The organism is Vibrio sp. 10N.261.52.C11, assembly GCF_041471405.1.
Classification (GTDB): domain Bacteria; phylum Pseudomonadota; class Gammaproteobacteria; order Enterobacterales; family Vibrionaceae; genus Vibrio; species Vibrio crassostreae_C.
Map to the genome: position 1 here is coordinate 1 of NZ_JBFROI010000005.1, position 16203 is coordinate 16203.

The following is a 16203-nucleotide window of genomic DNA, read 5'->3' on the forward strand; positions in this document are numbered from 1 at the left end:
TCAAATTTTTCTTTAGACACAATCGTGTTCCTTCCTAGTTATGATTCGCCACGTTCATTATTGAGCGAGACGCGCCAGAAATTGCTATTTTATGCGCCAACTCTCGTTAGCGCAATATTTGGACGCATTGTTCTTTCAAAAAATGAAAAAAAATGCCTTCCTTTTGTTTAACCACGCTCTGCAATGATTGCTTTTGCAACATTGTTAGGCACTTCAGCGTACTCACTAAACTCCATAGAGTAAGAAGCACGACCTTGTGTCGCAGAACGTAAATCAGTTGCGTAACCGAACATGACAGACAACGGAACTTGTGCACGAATTATCTTCAGGCCAGCTGTCCCCTCGTCCATACCTTCGATGATGCCGCGACGACGGTTAATATCGCCAACAACGTCACCCATCCAGTCTTCTGGAGTAGTTACTTCAACTTTCATCATAGGCTCAAGCAGAACCGGTTGCGCTTCAAGTGCACCCGTTCTGAAAGCCATAGAGGCAGCGATTGTAAACGCCATCTCACTTGAATCTGTTTCATGGTAAGAACCATCATATAGTGTAGCTTTGATATCCAAAACTGGATAGCCAGCAAGCACACCATTGTTCATCTGCTCTTCAACGCCTTTAGCAACTGAAGCGATAAACTCTTTCGGTACGATACCATTGGCAATTTCATCCACAAAGACAAAGCCTTCGCCAGCTTCTGATGGTTCTAGTTTCAGCCATACGTGACCGTACTGACCTTTACCACCATGTTCACGGATAAATTTACCTTCCGCTTTCGCTGTACCACGAATAGTCTCACGGTAAGCCACTTGCGGGTTACCAACGTTGCAGTTCACGCTAAATTCGCGCTTCATACGGTCAACGATGATATCTAAGTGTAGTTCACCCATACCAGAAATCAGAGTCTGGCCAGTTTCCGCATCCATATCAACGCGGAACGATGGGTCTTCCGCTGCTAGTTTACCTAGAGCGATAGTCATTTTATCTTGATCAGCTTGAGAGCTTGGCTCTACAACGATCTGAATAACTGGGTCTGGGAACTCCATGCGCTCAAGAACAATCTTATGGTTCTGGTCACAAAGGGTTTCACCAGTAGTCACATCTTTCAGGCCAATGATGGCTGCGATGTCACCTGCTCGTACTTCTTTTACTTCTTCTCGCTTGTTTGAGTGCATTTGAACAATGCGACCTAAGCGTTCACGTTGTTTCTTCACAGAGTTATAAGCTGTTTTACCGCTTTCAACAACACCAGAGTAAACACGGATGAAAGTTAAAGTACCAACGAATGGGTCTGTTGCAATCTTAAATGCTAGCGCTGAGAACGGTTCTTTGTCGTCTGCGTGACGCTCTGCTTCGTTCTCATCTTCATCGATACCTTTAATTGCAGGTACATCGACTGGAGAAGGAAGGAAATCAACAACTGCATCTAGAACAGCTTGTACACCTTTGTTTTTGAATGCACTACCACAAGTAGCAAGTACGATTTCATTATTAAGGGTACGAGTACGAAGACCTTGTTTGATTTCAGCTTCTGTTAGTTCACCTTCTTCAAGGTACTTATCCATCAGCTCTTCATTTGCTTCTGCAGCAGCTTCAACAAGTTCTGTACGATATTCTTCAGCCATTTCTTGCATGTCTGCAGGAATATCTTCGTACGTGAAAGTCATGCCTTGGTCAGCTTCATTCCAGTTAATTGCCTTCATCTTGATAAGATCGACAACGCCTTGGAAGTTTTCTTCAGCACCAATGTTCAGTTGAATTGGAACAGGAGTTGCGCCTAAGCGGTCCTTGATCTGTTCAACTACGCGCAAGAAGTCAGCGCCGGTACGGTCCATTTTATTAACGAAAACCATACGTGGAACTTGGTACTTATCAGCTTGACGCCATACTGTCTCTGACTGAGGTTCAACACCAGATGAGCCACAGAACACAACAACTGCACCATCAAGCACACGCAGAGAACGTTCTACTTCGATTGTGAAGTCAACGTGTCCAGGAGTGTCGATGATGTTAATACGGTGGTCCGAGAACTGAGCTTCCATACCACGCCAAAACGTAGTGGTTGCTGCTGAAGTGATCGTAATACCGCGCTCTTGCTCTTGCTCCATCCAGTCCATGGTTGCTGCACCATCGTGAACTTCGCCGATTTTGTGAGAAAGACCGGTATAGAACAGAATACGTTCACTTGTGGTTGTTTTACCTGCATCTACGTGAGCAACGATACCGATATTACGGTATTGCTCTATAGGAGTTTTACGAGCCACGGTTGAATCCTCTTATTAGAGACTTAGGGACTATTGCTATGTCTAGATTAGGCGTTAAAAGCGATGCTTCGCTAAAAATTGCTTGCCCTAGAAATAGCAATAGTTCCTAGCATAAGCATAGGAACTAAAGAATTGCTGCAAGGAACCTTGCAGCACTAAAAAGGTATTACCAACGGTAATGTGCGAACGCTTTGTTTGCGTCAGCCATGCGGTGAACGTCTTCACGTTTCTTAACCGCAGTACCTTTGTTCTCAGACGCGTCTAGCATTTCAGCAGCTAGGCGTTGAGCCATAGATTTTTCACCACGCTTACGCGCAGCTTCAACTACCCAACGCATAGCAAGAGCGTTACGGCGAACCGGACGAACTTCTACAGGTACTTGGTAAGTTGAACCACCTACACGGCGAGATTTAACTTCTACCGCTGGGCGAACATTTTCAAGAGCTTCTTCAAATACAGCTAAGTGGTCTTTACCAGACTTCTCAGCCATTGAATCTAGTGCAGTGTAAACGATTTTTTCTGCAGTAGATTTCTTTCCGTCAACCATAAGGATGTTAACGAATTTTGCCAGCAATTCAGATTTGAACTTAGGATCTGGAAGGATCTTACGCTGACCTATTACGCGACGACGTGGCATGGATATTCTCCGTTGTCTTCTTCAGGTTTTTTCCAAAACTTTTCAGAATAATAAATAAAATAGTGTTTGGCCTTACTTAACGATTTCTTTTTAAAAAAGAGAATCAATTAAGACTTAGGACGTTTCACACCGTACTTAGAACGACCTTGTTTACGGTCGTTAACGCCAGCACAGTCAAGTGCGCCGCGAACAGTGTGGTAACGAACACCCGGAAGGTCTTTTACACGACCGCCACGGATTAGTACAACACTGTGCTCTTGTAGGTTGTGGCCTTCACCGCCGATGTACGAAGTTACTTCGAAACCGTTAGTTAGACGTACACGACATACTTTACGTAGTGCCGAGTTAGGTTTTTTAGGTGTAGTAGTGTAAACACGAGTACATACACCACGTTTTTGTGGGCACGCTTCTAGTGCAGGCACGTTGCTTTTAACAACTTGCTTTACACGAGGTTTGCGAACCAACTGGTTAATAGTTGCCATTAACTAGCTCCTGAAATTTACTTGAAAGTAAGCTTTGTGAAAAATCTATCCCTAATCACAAGTCGTAATTAGGGACGCAAAATTCTATTCAGCAGTGGGAGGTGTGTCAAGAAATATACAGATCTTTTTTAGCCGTCTAGAGCTCAGGATGGTCTACTTTTAACCAAACTGATAAAACACAGCTACCAAGTGACTGATTTGTCGTTCAAAACCGTCAGTTTAACGAAGCCATCGAAGTCAACTTGATCAATGGTACTTGAGACAAGTAGTTGTAAACCTCGGCTATCGAGATCTGGTTTTAACACCGACACCTGCTCTACTGCGCAGATTTGAGTGAATAACTCATGATTGGGAAGGCAAACATACACCGCATCTTCCACCAAAAGATACTGATCTTGTGGCTGAGAATAGGTCAATGCGAGTTTAAGTTTGTCGACTGATTTTACAATATGAAGCATAGCGTCCCCTAGAAAGTCAGTATCTGTTGGCACTGAGCTAACTTCTGCGTTAACTCGTCGGCTTCAACGGTGGTCACATCGATCAGCAGGTTGTCTGCTGAAAGACCAAACTGACTCAGACTACGCTGACACACATACACCTGTTCGATGTCGTACAGGTCCATAAGTTTGAATGCAGAGATGTAGTCACGCGATAGTGTTTCGTCGGGCTGCTGCGCTTTGAGAAGCTGTGTCACGCCATCGCCAACAAAGAACACGGCAATGTCTTCACTATATGCGGACGCAGCAAGCAAGGCGTCTAACCCTTCTCTACCCGCAGCGGTCGTATGAGGGAAACTGTTAAATATAAAGGCTAACTTTCTCAAAACTGCACAACCCTATCTTGCGTTAGTAGCGCTTCCGATAAGCTCCCTAATCCGGCTTGAGTAAATCCAGTGGCTAGGTTAGAGGCACTTAGTTGATGTTGCTCTGCTTCTTCAGAGCTAATCACTCCGCGTCTTAGCGCAGCTGCCACACAGGTTTCAAGGCTAACATCGTGTTCATCAGCCAGCTTTTGCCAAGCAGAAGCTAAATCAAATTCATCGTTAGCCGGTACGGTAAGGTCTGAGCCGTTACTGACGCCATCTTGATAGAAGAACACACTGTGAAGTTTGTGGCCCTGTTTAATCAGAGCCACGGCAAACTGGTAGGCACTTCTTGCTGACTGTGAGCCATAGACTGGCCCATTCACTAGGAGTGTATAGCTTAGCAACCCTCTTCATCCTCTGTTTTACGTTGGCGGATGTATAGGTACACGGTGTGCTTAGAGATGTTCAGTCGCTCAGCAACGCGGTTGATCGCGTCTTTAATATCGAAAATACCTTTGTCGTACAACTCCATCACGATCTGACGGTTCTTAGTATTGTTCGATACCGATTTGTCAGCGTTAATTTCTTCAATGGTGCGTTCAACCGTTTGGTCGACAAGTTCTTCAACGTCACTAGCGAAGTTAACCGATGATGCGGCTTCGTCTGCGTCTTGTGTAGGCATGAACGATTGCAGCACTTGTGAGAATGGCGCGTCTAGATTCACGTTAATACACAGTAGGCCAATCACTCGGTCTTCACCGTTGCGGATAGCAACCGTGATCGACTTCATCAACACTCCGCCTTTAGCGCGAGTGAAGTATGAACGTGAGAAGTTACGCTTAGAACCTTCAATATCTTTTAGCATCTTCAATGCAAGATCGGTGATCGGCGAGCCAACCTGACGACCTGTATTTTCGCCGTTGGCAATTTTAATCGCAGAAGTATTGAGGTCTTCTAAAGAGTGCAAAACGATTTCACAAAACGGACCAATAAGGCTCGCAATACCGTCAACAACGGCCTCATAAGATCTTAGAATGATTTTATCGTGTTCACTGAATGGCATAACGTGGACTGATTCCATTTCAAGTAACACATCTGCATTGACTGTTTCTGTAGTAGTCACTTATTCCTTACCTTCGTGTGAAAAATCAACAAATTTATGTAAGTTTATCAGAAAATTTTAATTGCACACCTAGCTAACATTGCAACTAGTGATTTAGAACAAGTTTAAAAATCAAATACTCATCTTCAAATCATAAAAAAAGCCTAACTCAAAGTTAGGCTTTTTATTCAATCAACGTATTTTAGTACGAGGCTTTTAACCGATATTACTGTGCAGGAGCTGCTTCAGCGTTATCGATGTTTAGTAGTTCTACTTCGAATACTAGCGTTGAGTTAGCAGGGATAGTCGGTGTGTCTTGCTCACCGTATGCTAGCTCTGGCGGGATAACGAACTTGTACTTAGAACCAACTTGCATCAGTTGTACGCCTTCAGTCCAGCCTGGGATTACGCGGTTTAGTGGGAATGTTGCTGGTTCGCCACGATCGTAAGAGCTGTCGAACTGAGTACCGTCTGTTAGCGTACCTTTGTAGTGTACTTGAACGGTATCAGTGTCTTTTGGAGAAGCGCCTTCACCAGCAGTCATTACTTGGTAAAGTAGACCAGATTCAGTTTGCTTAACGCCTTCAGTTTTAGCGAACTCAGCGCGGAAGTCATCACCGGCTTTCTTCACTTCTGCAGATTTTTCTGCCGCTTGTGCTTGCATCGTTTCAGCAACACGCTTGTCTAGAGCTTCAAGAGCTGCGCGAGTTTCTTCTTCGTTAAGTGCTGTTTTCTCTGCGAATACGTCTTCGATACCTTGAAGAACCATATCTTTGTCTAGGTTGATACCTAGCTCGCTTGGCTTATCAATGCTTGTGCTTAGGTAGTTAGCGAAAGATACACCGATTGCGTATGCCGCTTTGTCGTCTTCTGTTTTAAAGTTTACTGCTGCAACTTTAGCTTCTTCTACCTGTGGAGCTTCTGCCTTTGGTTCTTCTTTCTGACAACCAACTGCTAGCATAACCGTTGCGGCAAGCAGTGATACTTTTAAAACTGATTTCATTGAATTCTCCAATTAATGGCCAAGCCATTGGTTATTGTGCACAAATCTAATGATTAGATTGGTGTGAATACGTTAGTTATAACAATATACTAGTCATATGTCTTTCGACACAAACCGGATTATTAGATGTGATGCGAATATTTTTCCACTCATTGCTATGTACAATTGTCATCACCTTGTTAAATGGTTGCTTTTTCTTCCAAGATGATGAGCAGCGTTGGGAAATTGAGCCCAATGGTGCCACCAGCTTTGCACTCAGCAGAGATGGACGCTTCGCCCTGCTCTACTCTCAGCAAAAGCAACTGCTCCTTTGGGACCTCGCCGAAGACCAAGAGTTGGCTCAGCTTGGTCCACAAGACCAGTTAGAAAACCAAGTATCGCGTATCCGTATCTCGGACAATGGCCGTTTTGCCATTACCGCTAGCCAGATGAACTTCGCCGTTTGGGACTTATCTTGGACTCAAGCACAAGGGCTCTGGTCTATCTCCGACGGCTTGATTCGCGATGTCGATATCTCTAGCAATGGTGAAAAAGTACTGCTTGGCCTTTCTAATGGAAAAGCCATCTATGTGGACTTAGTCACCGGACGCCGTCTGGAGTTCCTTGCTCACCGAGAAAAAGTGAATTCAGTCTCCCTCTCTTCTAATGGCCGCTACGCATTATCAGGCGGCAACGACTACAAAGCTTACCTTTGGGATACCGAGTCGGGCTTGGTGTTGCGCACCTTTGAGCATGAACAAAGAGTAGTACGAGTCGCGCTACAACGCGATGGTGAACTGGCTTTTACCTCTGATGGCGGCAATCAAGCGATGATTTGGGATCTTGAAACGGGCGAACCTCAAGCGCAATTGCAAAGCTGGTCTCGACAGTTGATTTTTTCGAGTGCTCGTTTTTCTGATGACGGCAGCATGTTGGTGACGGGCACGCCATCCAGCCAAGTGAGTGTGTGGAATACTCAGGATGGCAAACGAATTTCTCGCCACGATGCTGAGCCACTAAAAGATGCTCGCCCTCCTCGTGCGGTAGTGTATGATGCAGCCTTTGATGATAAGAACCGTGTGATATCGGGCACCTCTGCGGGCATTGCCCAAGCTTGGAATGTGGATTAAGAACGATGACAGAAAAGCGAGTTGAACAACTAGAAAGCCGCGTAAATGACCTAGAGTGTCAGCTAGCTTTCCAAGAACAGACCATTGAAGAACTCAATGAAGCGCTTAGCCAACAACAAATGTTAATCACGAGAATGCAAGATCAGATGAAGTTCGTGGTTGGCAAAGTAAAAAATATGGATGGCTCTAATCTAGCTGACGCATCAGAAGAGACGCCACCTCCACACTATTAAGTGCGGTTCAAAATAACCAATTAAATCTAACGACGCATATCGTTAGTTTCTCGTCCTCAATGTGTAAACACATTTCAGGACGGGACATAGAAAACTAAAAGGGCGACAGATACTTATCTGTCGCCCTTTTGTTTATTTCATCTCAGTGAATAAGCTAAAGCCAATTAAGCCGATACCAACTTAGTCGTCGGCATAAATCTTCACTTCAACACGACCTTGAGTATCAACGCTTGCACGATACATTCCTGAGCTGTTCATACCAAAATGTATATCGCCTTGGCCATCGATAGCGATCAAGCCACCTTCTCCACCCATGGTTTTCAATTCACCTTGAATGATCGTTTCACAAGCGGTGTGCACATCTTCTTTCAGATAACGCATTCGTGCTGCGACATCACTGGCGACCATTTTACGTAGGAAGAACTCACCCATCCCGGTTGTTGAGACGGCAACATTGCCATTTTCAGCGATGGTTCCTGCACCAATGATCGGAGAGTCACCCACACGACCGTATTTCTTATTGGTCACGCCACCGGTACTGGTTGCTGCCGCTAAGTTACCCGCTTGGTCTAATGCGACCGCACCAACCGTGCCGTACTTTTTATCGTCAGGGTATTTCTCAGCTTGCTGTTCATCATATTTCGCTTCAGACAGAGCAAAGATGCCTTTCTCTTTCATCGACTGAAGTTGGTCATAGCGGCGCTCAGTAAAGAAGTAGTCTTGCTCGGTAAAGGTGTAGTCATGCTCAAACGCAAACTTCTCGGCACCTTCACCAATCAGCAACACATGGTCGCTTTTCCGCATCACATCACGTGCAAGCTCAATTGGGTTTTTGATATGGCGAACGCCTGCAATAGCACCTGCATCCATTTCGCGGCCATGCATCACAGAAGCGTCCATCTCAACAAATTCATCATGCGTTAAAACAGAGCCCCTACCGGCATTAAAGTGCGGGCTGTCTTCCATCACCTTAACCGATGCCACTACCGCATCCAGAGCATCACCACCCGATTGCAATATTTGATAACCAGCCAAAACCGATTTTTCCAAAGCCTCGGTAATACCCGCTTTTAATTCATAGCTCATTTGCTCGCGCAAGATGGTTCCTGCACCACCATGAATGGCAATTGAAAAAGGCTGTGACATACAAACTCTCCACTGACGTCGTCTTATAATGTTGTGCTATCAATACCACATCCATGGTTCGATGTCTGATAACGAAAACCAAACTTTTACGAATGCTTAGATTTTCGGACACTTAGTTTGGTAGAGAAAAGCGAGGTCAAAAAGCGAGACTCCTAAACGCAAAAAGCCTCCACAAGGGAGGCTTTCAAGATTCTTAAACTAAACCGTTAATTCGGTATTAGTGAGAACCACAGCTACCGCCGCCGCAGCAGCCGTCTTTTTTCTCTTCACCGTGGTCATGGCCTTCGCCACCACAGCAACCGCCTTCGTGGTCATGATCGTGGTCGTGACCGCCACAGCCGCCTTCTTGGTGTACGTGACCGTGTTGAACTTCTTCTTCAGTCGCTTCACGAACCGCTACAACTTCAACGTCAAACGTTAGAGTTTGGCCAGCTAGCATGTGGTTACCATCAACAACAACTTCGTCGCCATCTACTTCAGTAACTTCAACTGGGATTGGACCTTGGTCAGTATCCGCTAGGAAACGCATGCCAACTTCGATTTGCTCAACACCTTGGAATACGTCAGCAGGAACACGTTGAACTAGTGCGTCGTTGTGTTCGCCGTATGCGTCTTCTGGAGTAACAGTTGCAGAGAACTTGTCGCCAGCTACTTTGCCTTCAAGCTCTTTTTCAAGACCTGTAATTAGGTTGTTGTGACCGTGAAGGTAATCTAGTGGAGCTTCTGCAGTTGATTGGTCAACTACTACGCCATCTTCAAGTTTCACTTGATATGCAACACTAACTACTACGTTCTTTTCAATTTTCATGAGAGCTCCAAGGAGGTTTGGACTAAGCTCGAACAGTTGAGCTTAGGAAAAATTCTGTACCGGGATATTATGGGGATCAATTAACGAAACTCAATCATTCTGGCTTAAAAATACCGATCATTTCTTGATTCGCGTGTTCAGATTTCTCTACAGTTTTCGGTTTACGCTGTTCTGTGAAGTCACAATCGACACATTCCACCAGCTCGATATTATTTTCAATCCACCAACGGAGTGTGTCTTGAGTGTTGCAACTTGGGCAGCTTGCCCCTGCGATAAAGCGTTTTTTCTGTTTCACGTTCATATCCTTTACTGCTCTGGATTCGCGGTTCTTCCCACTCACTTTATTGATAAGTTAAGCAGAGACCGCGTTTATTATTAGGTTAGTTCTATAGTCTGTTATTTCTATGCCCAAGCTCTATTTCTAAGCTCAAGCATGAGTTATCACTTCAAGCTACTGCCAATAGTTTCGAGATTGGTGATCGTTTTCCATCTCGTGTCCAAAGATCTCTTCAAGTTCTTTACGAGCCTCTTTCGCTCTTTGGGCTAACTCGGCATCTTCGTTATGCTGAGGCAGCAACTCTTTCAGCATACCATTATCCAACTTTCTAAAGTGTGCTTCTGCTCGCTTCGCTTTATATGGATGCATGCCAAGTTCAGTCAATGTTTGACGACCTAAATCCAATGCTCCAAGGAAGGTTTCACGCGAATAGTTACTCACACCGTGGTTAAGTAGTTGATACGCTTCAACACGGCTTCGTGCACGCGCCAAGATCTTTAAGCGTGGGAAGTGCTGCTTACATAAATCGACGGTTTTCATGATTTCATCAGGGGAGTCAGTACACAACACAATCGCCTCTGCTTTATCAGCACCGGCTGCGCGTAATAGCTCTAGGTGAGTCGAGTCTCCGTAAAAGACTTTGTAGCCAAACTTTCTAAGGATATGGATTTGGCTGGCATCACTCTCAAGAACGGTAATACGAATCTTATTAGCGTACATCAAGCGACCGATGATCTGACCGAAGCGACCAAAGCCAGCAATGATCACTCGAGGGCTGCGATCAACCACATCCGAAGACATCGCACTTTCGCTGATTTGGTTCAGTTGACGAGCAAAGAACTTATCTTGCAGCTTAAGCATTAGTGGCGTGGTCACCATAGACAGGCTCACAACCACCAGTAAGAACGACACTTGTTCGCCACTTAAGATGCCTTGAGCACTCGCCGCAGTAAAAATAACGAAAGCGAACTCACCACCTTGGCTAAGGATCATCGCCATTCGGCTGCGTGCTTTAGCTTGAGTGCCGAAGATACGAGCCAGCGCATACAGCACCAAACCTTTCAATACGACTAGCGACGACACTGCAATAAGTATTGCGAATGGGCTTTCTGCCAGTAGACCTAGGTTTACGGCCATACCCACAGAGATAAAGAACAGACCAAGCAGTAAACCTTTGAATGGATCAATCGCGATCTCAAGCTCGTGTCGATATTCACTTTCAGCCAGAAGGACGCCCGCCAAGAAAGTACCTAATGCCATCGATAAGCCAATCTGCTGCATGATGACGGCAATACCAATCACCAATAACAACGCTGCAACCGTGAAAAGCTCACGGACACCGCTCATCACTACGTATCGGAACAGTGGCCTCAACAAGAAGTGACCACCGACCAGCAGACCAATCACACCGCCTAGCATCCACAGCATGTCAGCCCAACTGCCGCCCGTATTGCCAGCGAGCAAAGGCAGCATCGCCAACATAGGGATAACAGCTATATCTTGGAAAAGCAGTACTGCAAAGCCTGACTGCCCGGCTTCTTTACCACCAAGTTCTCGCTCTTCAATAACGCGTAAAGCAATGGCTGTCGAAGACAACGCTAAACCCATACCTATTACCAGGCTGGTTTGCCAAGTTAATCCAAATAGACAGGCGATGGCGGTAATAATCAGAGTGGTGATCAGCACTTGTGCGCCACCGAGTCCTAGAATCGGCGCTCGCATCTGCCACAGTTTTTTCGGATTAAGTTCGAGACCAATCAAGAAGAGCAGCAGTACCACCCCGAATTCGGAGAAGTGTAGAATCGCTTCGACATCACTGATTAAGCCAAGCCCCCATGGGCCAATTGCCACGCCCGCTAATAAGTAACCAAGTACTGAACCCAAACCGGCGCGCTGTGCGATAGGAACCGCAACCACAGCAGCCGCTAAAAATATAACGCTACTTTGTAGAAAATCATTAGTCAGAGCCATCATCTGCTCCTATATCTTGTAGCGGGTCTCGCAACCAATTTCGATACGCTTCGGCGTGTTGGTAACGCGTCATATCGGAGACATTTCGTGCCCAGTGTAAAACCAAAGGGGATATCCAATTCATCTGACACAAAGCAGCGGTAAGCTCGAATGGTTGCAAGATCTCTTGTAATGGATATTTATTATAGCCTGCGGCACCAAACGCCTCTTCTTTACCACCGGTAGTAATCACACTGCGCCAGTGTTTGCCTTTAAGTGCGCTCTGCTCACCAAACGCAAAACCCTTGCCTAACACGCGATCAAACCACTCTTTTAACAATGAAGGGCAGGAATACATAAACAGAGGATGCTGAAACACGATCACATCGTATTGAAGGAGCAATTCATGCTCATAAGGCACATCGATAAAGAAGTCTGGGTAGATGGCGTAGAGATCATGAACTTTGACATGACCGAGCGACTCTACCTTCTTAACCATCATCTGATTAGCAATAGAGGTTTGCGGCTCTGGGTGCGCGTAGATGATCAACACCTTTGGCACGACTTTGTCTGTCGAGGGAGTATTACTCATTCCTTTGAAACATTCCTTTGAGGGCTAAACGGTGGCAAGGCCACAAGAATTTAAGCAAAAGTTATTAATATGTTATTGGCATCATAACGCAAATTGCATTGTGATCGACTTTTATCTGGTTTCAGCCTACTATGCAGGCGTCTGTTCACCTCTAATTTCTATGCTATTTCAATTATGATTACTTTCTCTGATATTCAATTGCTACGCGGCGGTAAGCCACTCCTCGACCAAGCATCTGCGACTTTTCACCCTGGCGACAAGATCGGTTTGGTTGGTAAAAACGGCTGTGGTAAATCTACGCTATTCGCCTTAATTAAGGACGAACTGTCTATTGATGCGGGCTCATTCAGCAAACCTGCCCATTGGGAAATGGCTTGGGTTGCTCAAGAAACCCCTGCATTAGAAAGAACAGCAATTGAATACGTGATTGATGGTGACCGTGAATACCGCGGCCTTGAAGATCAACTAGAGAAAGCTGAACAAGCCGACAATGGCACATTGGTAGCAGAGATCCACGGCAAGATTGAAACCATTGGTGGTTACAGCATAAAGGCACGTGCTGCCGAGTTACTGGATGGCCTAGGCTTTAGCCAAGAACAAATGACATGGAACCTGACTCAATTCTCAGGTGGTTGGCGTATGCGTTTGAACCTAGCGCAAGCCCTACTGTGTCGCAGTGACCTACTGCTACTCGATGAGCCTACCAACCACTTGGATTTAGACGCAGTAATGTGGCTCGAGCGTTGGTTACAAAGCTACCCTGGCACGCTAGTGCTTATCTCGCACGATAGAGACTTCTTAGACCCTATCGTCAACCGCATCGTGCACGTTGAAAACCAACAGCTCAATGAGTACACGGGTAACTACTCATCGTTCGAAACCCAACGAGCGCAAAAACTGATTCTGCAACAAGCGATGTACCAAAAGCAGCAGAAACAGATGTCTCACATGCAGAGCTACATTGACCGTTTCCGTTACAAAGCTTCAAAGGCTCGCCAAGCGCAAAGCCGTATTAAAGCGCTAGAGAAAATGGAACAAGTGCTGCCTGCTCAGTTTGATAATCCATTCAGCTTTGAATTTAGAGAACCAGACGCACTACCAAACCCAATCATGATGATGGATGAAGTATCAGCGGGCTATGATGACAATCTGATTCTAGAAAAGATTCGCTTGAACCTAGTACCGGGCAGTCGTATTGGTTTGCTTGGCCGAAATGGCGCTGGTAAATCAACACTGATTAAACTGCTTTCTGGCGAACTGAAACAGCAAGGCGGTGAACTGAGTTATTCGCAAGGCGTTAAGATTGGTTACTTTGCACAGCACCAGTTAGAAACGTTGCACCCAGAAGAAACACCGCTGCAGCACATGATGCAGATTGCCCCTAAACACACCGAGCAACAATTGCGTGATTACCTAGGTAGCTTCGGTTTCCAAGGTGAAAAAGCACTTGATAAAGTAGCACCCTTCTCAGGTGGTGAAAAAGCGCGTTTAGTTCTGGCGCTACTGGTATGGCAAAAACCAAACCTGTTGCTACTCGATGAACCAACCAACCACTTGGATCTCGACATGCGTCAAGCGCTGACTTTTGCCCTGCAGACATTTGAAGGCGCAATGGTTATCGTATCGCACGACCGTTACCTACTGCGTGCGACTACCGATGATTTATACCTTGTACACGACCGCCAAGTAGCACCGTTTGATGGTGACTTAAGCGATTACTACAAGTGGCTAACCGAACAGCAGAAAGTTGAGCGCAAAGAAGCACAAGCATTGGCACCAGCAAAAGACGGCGCCAACAGTGCAGCAGCGAAAAAAGAGCAGAAACGAAAAGAAGCCGAGTTCCGTAAACTGACGGCACCACTTCGTAAAAAGCTCACTCAATTTGAAAAGCAGATGGATAAATTAACGCAGGCTCTTGAAGAAGCCGAACAAGAATTATCCGACACTTCACTGTATGAAGCTGAAAATAAGGCTAAACTGAATAAAGTACTCGCTCTCCAAGCGAGCAGTAAGTCACAGCTAGAAGAAGTTGAAATGGATTGGATGTCCACTCAAGAAGAGCTTGAGCAGATGGAACAGAATATGGATAGCTTATGAGCCCAGAGCACGCCCCAATATCACTAACACTGGAACGACTATGGCAATTTAGCCTTCAGTATTACAGTGTGCGCGGTGTAAAGGATGCGTGCTTAGCTTTGCAAAACCAGTTCCACGGCAACGTCAATCTACTGCTGCTTCTCAAATGGCTTGATGAGCAGCAATTGTCTTTTGCTGAAGAAGAGTGGCATAAAGTTCAACAGTGTTTAAGCCGCTCTGAAACCCTGCTTCATAGCTATCGAGAGCTACGTAAACATCTCAAAGCACACGTTGTCGACTCTCTATACCGTGAAGCGCTAAAGTTTGAGTTACAGCTTGAAAAGCAACAACAGTCCGATCTGGTCGACTGTATAAACTCCCTACAACTGTACGCTAACCAGCAATCACCGCTCATTTTTCAGTACTGTCGTTTATTAGGGGCTGAAAACCTCTGCGACGCTTTTTCTGAACCAGCACCACAGCCCTAGCTCGTTCTCTTTCCCTTTTATTCAATCAAGATCCAAGCTTAACCTTGATATTATTCAAACGGTTACCCATAGTCTGTTTTTGTATCTCGTATAAGTGAAGCCTTGCGCTTATGCCGAGAATCAACCAAGCTCAAATAAAAACGTGGGCGTTTCGTTACAAACTCAACACGTTATCAAAACCCGTATAAAGAAGCATGGATCGTTTTTATGACAATATTTACCGCAGCTGCTGGTCTCTCTAATCCGCACTTACAAACCTTAGTACCACGGTTTATTAGGAAGCAGGCGCTGTTTCATCCTCATTGGCAAACCTTAGAAACACCCGATGGTGACTTTCTTGATCTTGCTTGGAGCGAATCACCAGACGGTGACACCTCAAATAAAAATGATCGCAGTAGCAAGCCGATATTCGTTCTATTCCACGGTTTAGAAGGTAGCTTTGAGAGCCCTTATGCCAATGGATTAATGAATGCGTTTGCTAAAGATGGTTGGTTGTCCGTGATGATGCACTTCAGAGGCTGCAGCGGAAAACCCAATCGCCTGGCTCGCGCTTACCATTCAGGTGAAGTCGAAGATGCGCGCTTTTTTCTAAGACACCTGCACGCCCAGTTTCCGAATAACCCTAAGGTTGCGGTTGGCATATCTTTAGGTGGAAACATGCTGGCGAACTATTTGGCTGAGTACGCAGACGACCCATTGCTGTCGGCGGCGACCATCGTATCTGCTCCTTTTGACTTAGCGTGTTGCTCTAGTCGTATTGAGCGTGGTTTCTCCAAGCTCTATAAGAAGTACCTGCTCAACTCTCTAAAATCGAATGCGCTAAAAAAGGTTAACCTGCTGCAGGAAAAACTTGGCATCACCGCTGAAGCCATCAAGAACATCACCAAACTGTATGAGTTTGATGAACGAATCACTGCGCCTCTGCACGGCTTCAAAAATGCCCAAGATTATTATGCGCAATGTTCTGCTCTGCCTAAGCTCAATAAGATCAAACTACCGACTCAGATCATTCATGCCAAAGACGACCCTTTCATGACCGATGATGTGATCCCAAAATTTGTTCTGCCCGATAACATCGATTATCGACTGTTTCAAAAAGGCGGCCATGTTGGGTTTATTACTGGCAGTACACTCAAGCCAAGGTTTTGGTTAGAAGAAGCCTTGCCTGCCTACTATGAAAGTATCCAAGATTCGGCATAATGACCGAGCCTTAGTAAATAGAAGTAAAACA

18 protein-coding genes are annotated in these 16203 nt (G+C 45.5%); 5 read left to right on the forward strand and 13 right to left on the reverse strand.

Going from position 1 to position 16203, the window contains the following annotated elements; all coding sequences use genetic code 11:
* Positions 1 to 167: 167 nt before the first annotated feature.
* The 8 genes from fusA to fkpA all read right to left on the reverse strand — a co-directional run bounded on the left by fusA (position 168) and on the right by fkpA (position 6293).
* On the reverse strand, positions 168 to 2264 hold the full coding sequence (fusA, locus tag AB4323_RS00845; RefSeq protein WP_017061101.1) for an elongation factor G: 2097 nt from the start codon (positions 2262 to 2264) through the stop codon (positions 168 to 170).
* Between the two features lie 166 nt (positions 2265 to 2430).
* Positions 2431 to 2901, reverse strand: coding sequence for a 30S ribosomal protein S7 (gene rpsG / locus AB4323_RS00850; protein WP_010435163.1), 471 nt, complete (start codon positions 2899 to 2901; stop codon positions 2431 to 2433).
* 107 nt (positions 2902 to 3008) lie between these two features.
* The gene (gene rpsL / locus AB4323_RS00855) at positions 3009 to 3383 is read right to left on the reverse strand and encodes a 30S ribosomal protein S12 (protein WP_004737194.1); all 375 of its coding nucleotides are present in this window, start codon (positions 3381 to 3383) and stop codon (positions 3009 to 3011) included.
* Positions 3384 to 3565: 182 nt separating this feature from the next.
* Positions 3566 to 3841, reverse strand: a complete 276-nt coding sequence (gene tusB, locus AB4323_RS00860) for a sulfurtransferase complex subunit TusB (protein ID WP_017063711.1) — start codon at positions 3839 to 3841, stop codon at positions 3566 to 3568.
* Positions 3842 to 3849: 8 nt separating this feature from the next.
* Positions 3850 to 4206 (reverse strand): sulfurtransferase complex subunit TusC, encoded by a 357-nt coding sequence (tusC, locus tag AB4323_RS00865; protein ID WP_017063710.1) that lies wholly within the window; start codon positions 4204 to 4206, stop codon positions 3850 to 3852.
* Positions 4203 to 4592 (reverse strand): sulfurtransferase complex subunit TusD, encoded by a 390-nt coding sequence (gene tusD / locus AB4323_RS00870; RefSeq protein WP_017063709.1) that lies wholly within the window; start codon positions 4590 to 4592, stop codon positions 4203 to 4205. The genes tusC and tusD overlap by 4 nt, the downstream gene beginning before the upstream one ends.
* Entirely contained in the window at positions 4586 to 5311 is a 726-nt protein-coding gene (locus tag AB4323_RS00875) for a transcriptional regulator (RefSeq protein WP_004729851.1), read from the reverse strand. The genes tusD and AB4323_RS00875 overlap by 7 nt, the downstream gene beginning before the upstream one ends.
* Positions 5312 to 5516: 205 nt before the next feature.
* Positions 5517 to 6293 carry an FKBP-type peptidyl-prolyl cis-trans isomerase gene (fkpA, locus tag AB4323_RS00880; protein ID WP_061023554.1) on the reverse strand — a complete coding sequence of 259 codons (777 nt, stop codon included), beginning with the start codon at positions 6291 to 6293 and terminating at the stop codon, positions 5517 to 5519.
* A gap of 131 nt (positions 6294 to 6424) precedes the next feature.
* Here fkpA and AB4323_RS00885 point away from each other — a divergent pair, with 131 nt between their 5' ends.
* The gene (locus tag AB4323_RS00885) at positions 6425 to 7402 is read left to right on the forward strand and encodes a WD40 repeat domain-containing protein (RefSeq protein ID WP_017063707.1); all 978 of its coding nucleotides are present in this window, start codon (positions 6425 to 6427) and stop codon (positions 7400 to 7402) included.
* Between the two features lie 5 nt (positions 7403 to 7407).
* Complete coding sequence (locus AB4323_RS00890) at positions 7408 to 7635, forward strand: SlyX family protein (RefSeq protein WP_009848930.1); 228 nt, start codon at positions 7408 to 7410, stop codon at positions 7633 to 7635.
* Between the two features lie 180 nt (positions 7636 to 7815).
* Here the strand turns inward: AB4323_RS00890 and AB4323_RS00895 are convergent, their stop codons facing one another.
* The 5 genes from AB4323_RS00895 to kefG form a co-directional block, all read right to left on the reverse strand.
* Positions 7816 to 8781 (reverse strand): isoaspartyl peptidase/L-asparaginase family protein, encoded by a 966-nt coding sequence (locus AB4323_RS00895; protein WP_017061107.1) that lies wholly within the window; start codon positions 8779 to 8781, stop codon positions 7816 to 7818.
* A gap of 217 nt (positions 8782 to 8998) precedes the next feature.
* Positions 8999 to 9589, reverse strand: coding sequence for a peptidylprolyl isomerase (gene slyD / locus AB4323_RS00900; RefSeq protein WP_017061108.1), 591 nt, complete (start codon positions 9587 to 9589; stop codon positions 8999 to 9001).
* A 94-nt stretch (positions 9590 to 9683) separates the two neighbouring features.
* Positions 9684 to 9884 (reverse strand): YheV family putative zinc ribbon protein, encoded by a 201-nt coding sequence (locus AB4323_RS00905; RefSeq protein WP_029235422.1) that lies wholly within the window; start codon positions 9882 to 9884, stop codon positions 9684 to 9686.
* A gap of 156 nt (positions 9885 to 10040) precedes the next feature.
* Complete coding sequence (gene kefB, locus AB4323_RS00910) at positions 10041 to 11837, reverse strand: glutathione-regulated potassium-efflux system protein KefB (RefSeq protein WP_372151413.1); 1797 nt, start codon at positions 11835 to 11837, stop codon at positions 10041 to 10043.
* Entirely contained in the window at positions 11824 to 12408 is a 585-nt protein-coding gene (gene kefG, locus AB4323_RS00915; RefSeq protein WP_050711690.1) for a glutathione-regulated potassium-efflux system ancillary protein KefG, read from the reverse strand. The genes kefB and kefG overlap by 14 nt, the downstream gene beginning before the upstream one ends.
* Before the next feature lie 174 nt (positions 12409 to 12582).
* On the opposite strand from kefG, the gene AB4323_RS00920 reads away from it, so the two are divergent.
* The 3 genes from AB4323_RS00920 to AB4323_RS00930 all read left to right on the forward strand — a co-directional run bounded on the left by AB4323_RS00920 (position 12583) and on the right by AB4323_RS00930 (position 16172).
* The gene (locus tag AB4323_RS00920; RefSeq protein ID WP_372129664.1) at positions 12583 to 14505 is read left to right on the forward strand and encodes an ABC transporter ATP-binding protein; all 1923 of its coding nucleotides are present in this window, start codon (positions 12583 to 12585) and stop codon (positions 14503 to 14505) included.
* Positions 14502 to 14972, forward strand: coding sequence for a TIGR02444 family protein (locus tag AB4323_RS00925; protein ID WP_372100745.1), 471 nt, complete (start codon positions 14502 to 14504; stop codon positions 14970 to 14972). The genes AB4323_RS00920 and AB4323_RS00925 overlap by 4 nt, the downstream gene beginning before the upstream one ends.
* Before the next feature lie 207 nt (positions 14973 to 15179).
* Positions 15180 to 16172 (forward strand): hydrolase, encoded by a 993-nt coding sequence (locus AB4323_RS00930; RefSeq protein ID WP_019825349.1) that lies wholly within the window; start codon positions 15180 to 15182, stop codon positions 16170 to 16172.
* Positions 16173 to 16203: the final 31 nt, after the last annotated feature.

What these genes read in the sequence shown, in the direction of transcription:
- tusB (WP_017063711.1), bottom strand. Translation starts at nt 3,841, where the DNA reads ATGCTTCATATTGTAAAATCAGTCGACAAACTTAAACTCGCATTGACC.
- slyD (WP_017061108.1), bottom strand. Translation starts at nt 9,589, where the DNA reads ATGAAAATTGAAAAGAACGTAGTAGTTAGTGTTGCATATCAAGTGAAA.
- rpsG (WP_010435163.1), bottom strand. Translation starts at nt 2,901, where the DNA reads ATGCCACGTCGTCGCGTAATAGGTCAGCGTAAGATCCTTCCAGATCCT.
- AB4323_RS00930 (WP_019825349.1), top strand. Translation starts at nt 15,180, where the DNA reads ATGACAATATTTACCGCAGCTGCTGGTCTCTCTAATCCGCACTTACAA.
- AB4323_RS00895 (WP_017061107.1), bottom strand. Translation starts at nt 8,781, where the DNA reads ATGTCACAGCCTTTTTCAATTGCCATTCATGGTGGTGCAGGAACCATC.
- rpsL (WP_004737194.1), bottom strand. Translation starts at nt 3,383, where the DNA reads ATGGCAACTATTAACCAGTTGGTTCGCAAACCTCGTGTAAAGCAAGTT.
- AB4323_RS00925 (WP_372100745.1), top strand. Translation starts at nt 14,502, where the DNA reads ATGAGCCCAGAGCACGCCCCAATATCACTAACACTGGAACGACTATGG.
- AB4323_RS00920 (WP_372129664.1), top strand. Translation starts at nt 12,583, where the DNA reads ATGATTACTTTCTCTGATATTCAATTGCTACGCGGCGGTAAGCCACTC.
- AB4323_RS00890 (WP_009848930.1), top strand. Translation starts at nt 7,408, where the DNA reads ATGACAGAAAAGCGAGTTGAACAACTAGAAAGCCGCGTAAATGACCTA.
- kefG (WP_050711690.1), bottom strand. Translation starts at nt 12,408, where the DNA reads ATGAGTAATACTCCCTCGACAGACAAAGTCGTGCCAAAGGTGTTGATC.
- AB4323_RS00885 (WP_017063707.1), top strand. Translation starts at nt 6,425, where the DNA reads ATGCGAATATTTTTCCACTCATTGCTATGTACAATTGTCATCACCTTG.
- fkpA (WP_061023554.1), bottom strand. Translation starts at nt 6,293, where the DNA reads ATGAAATCAGTTTTAAAAGTATCACTGCTTGCCGCAACGGTTATGCTA.
- kefB (WP_372151413.1), bottom strand. Translation starts at nt 11,837, where the DNA reads ATGGCTCTGACTAATGATTTTCTACAAAGTAGCGTTATATTTTTAGCG.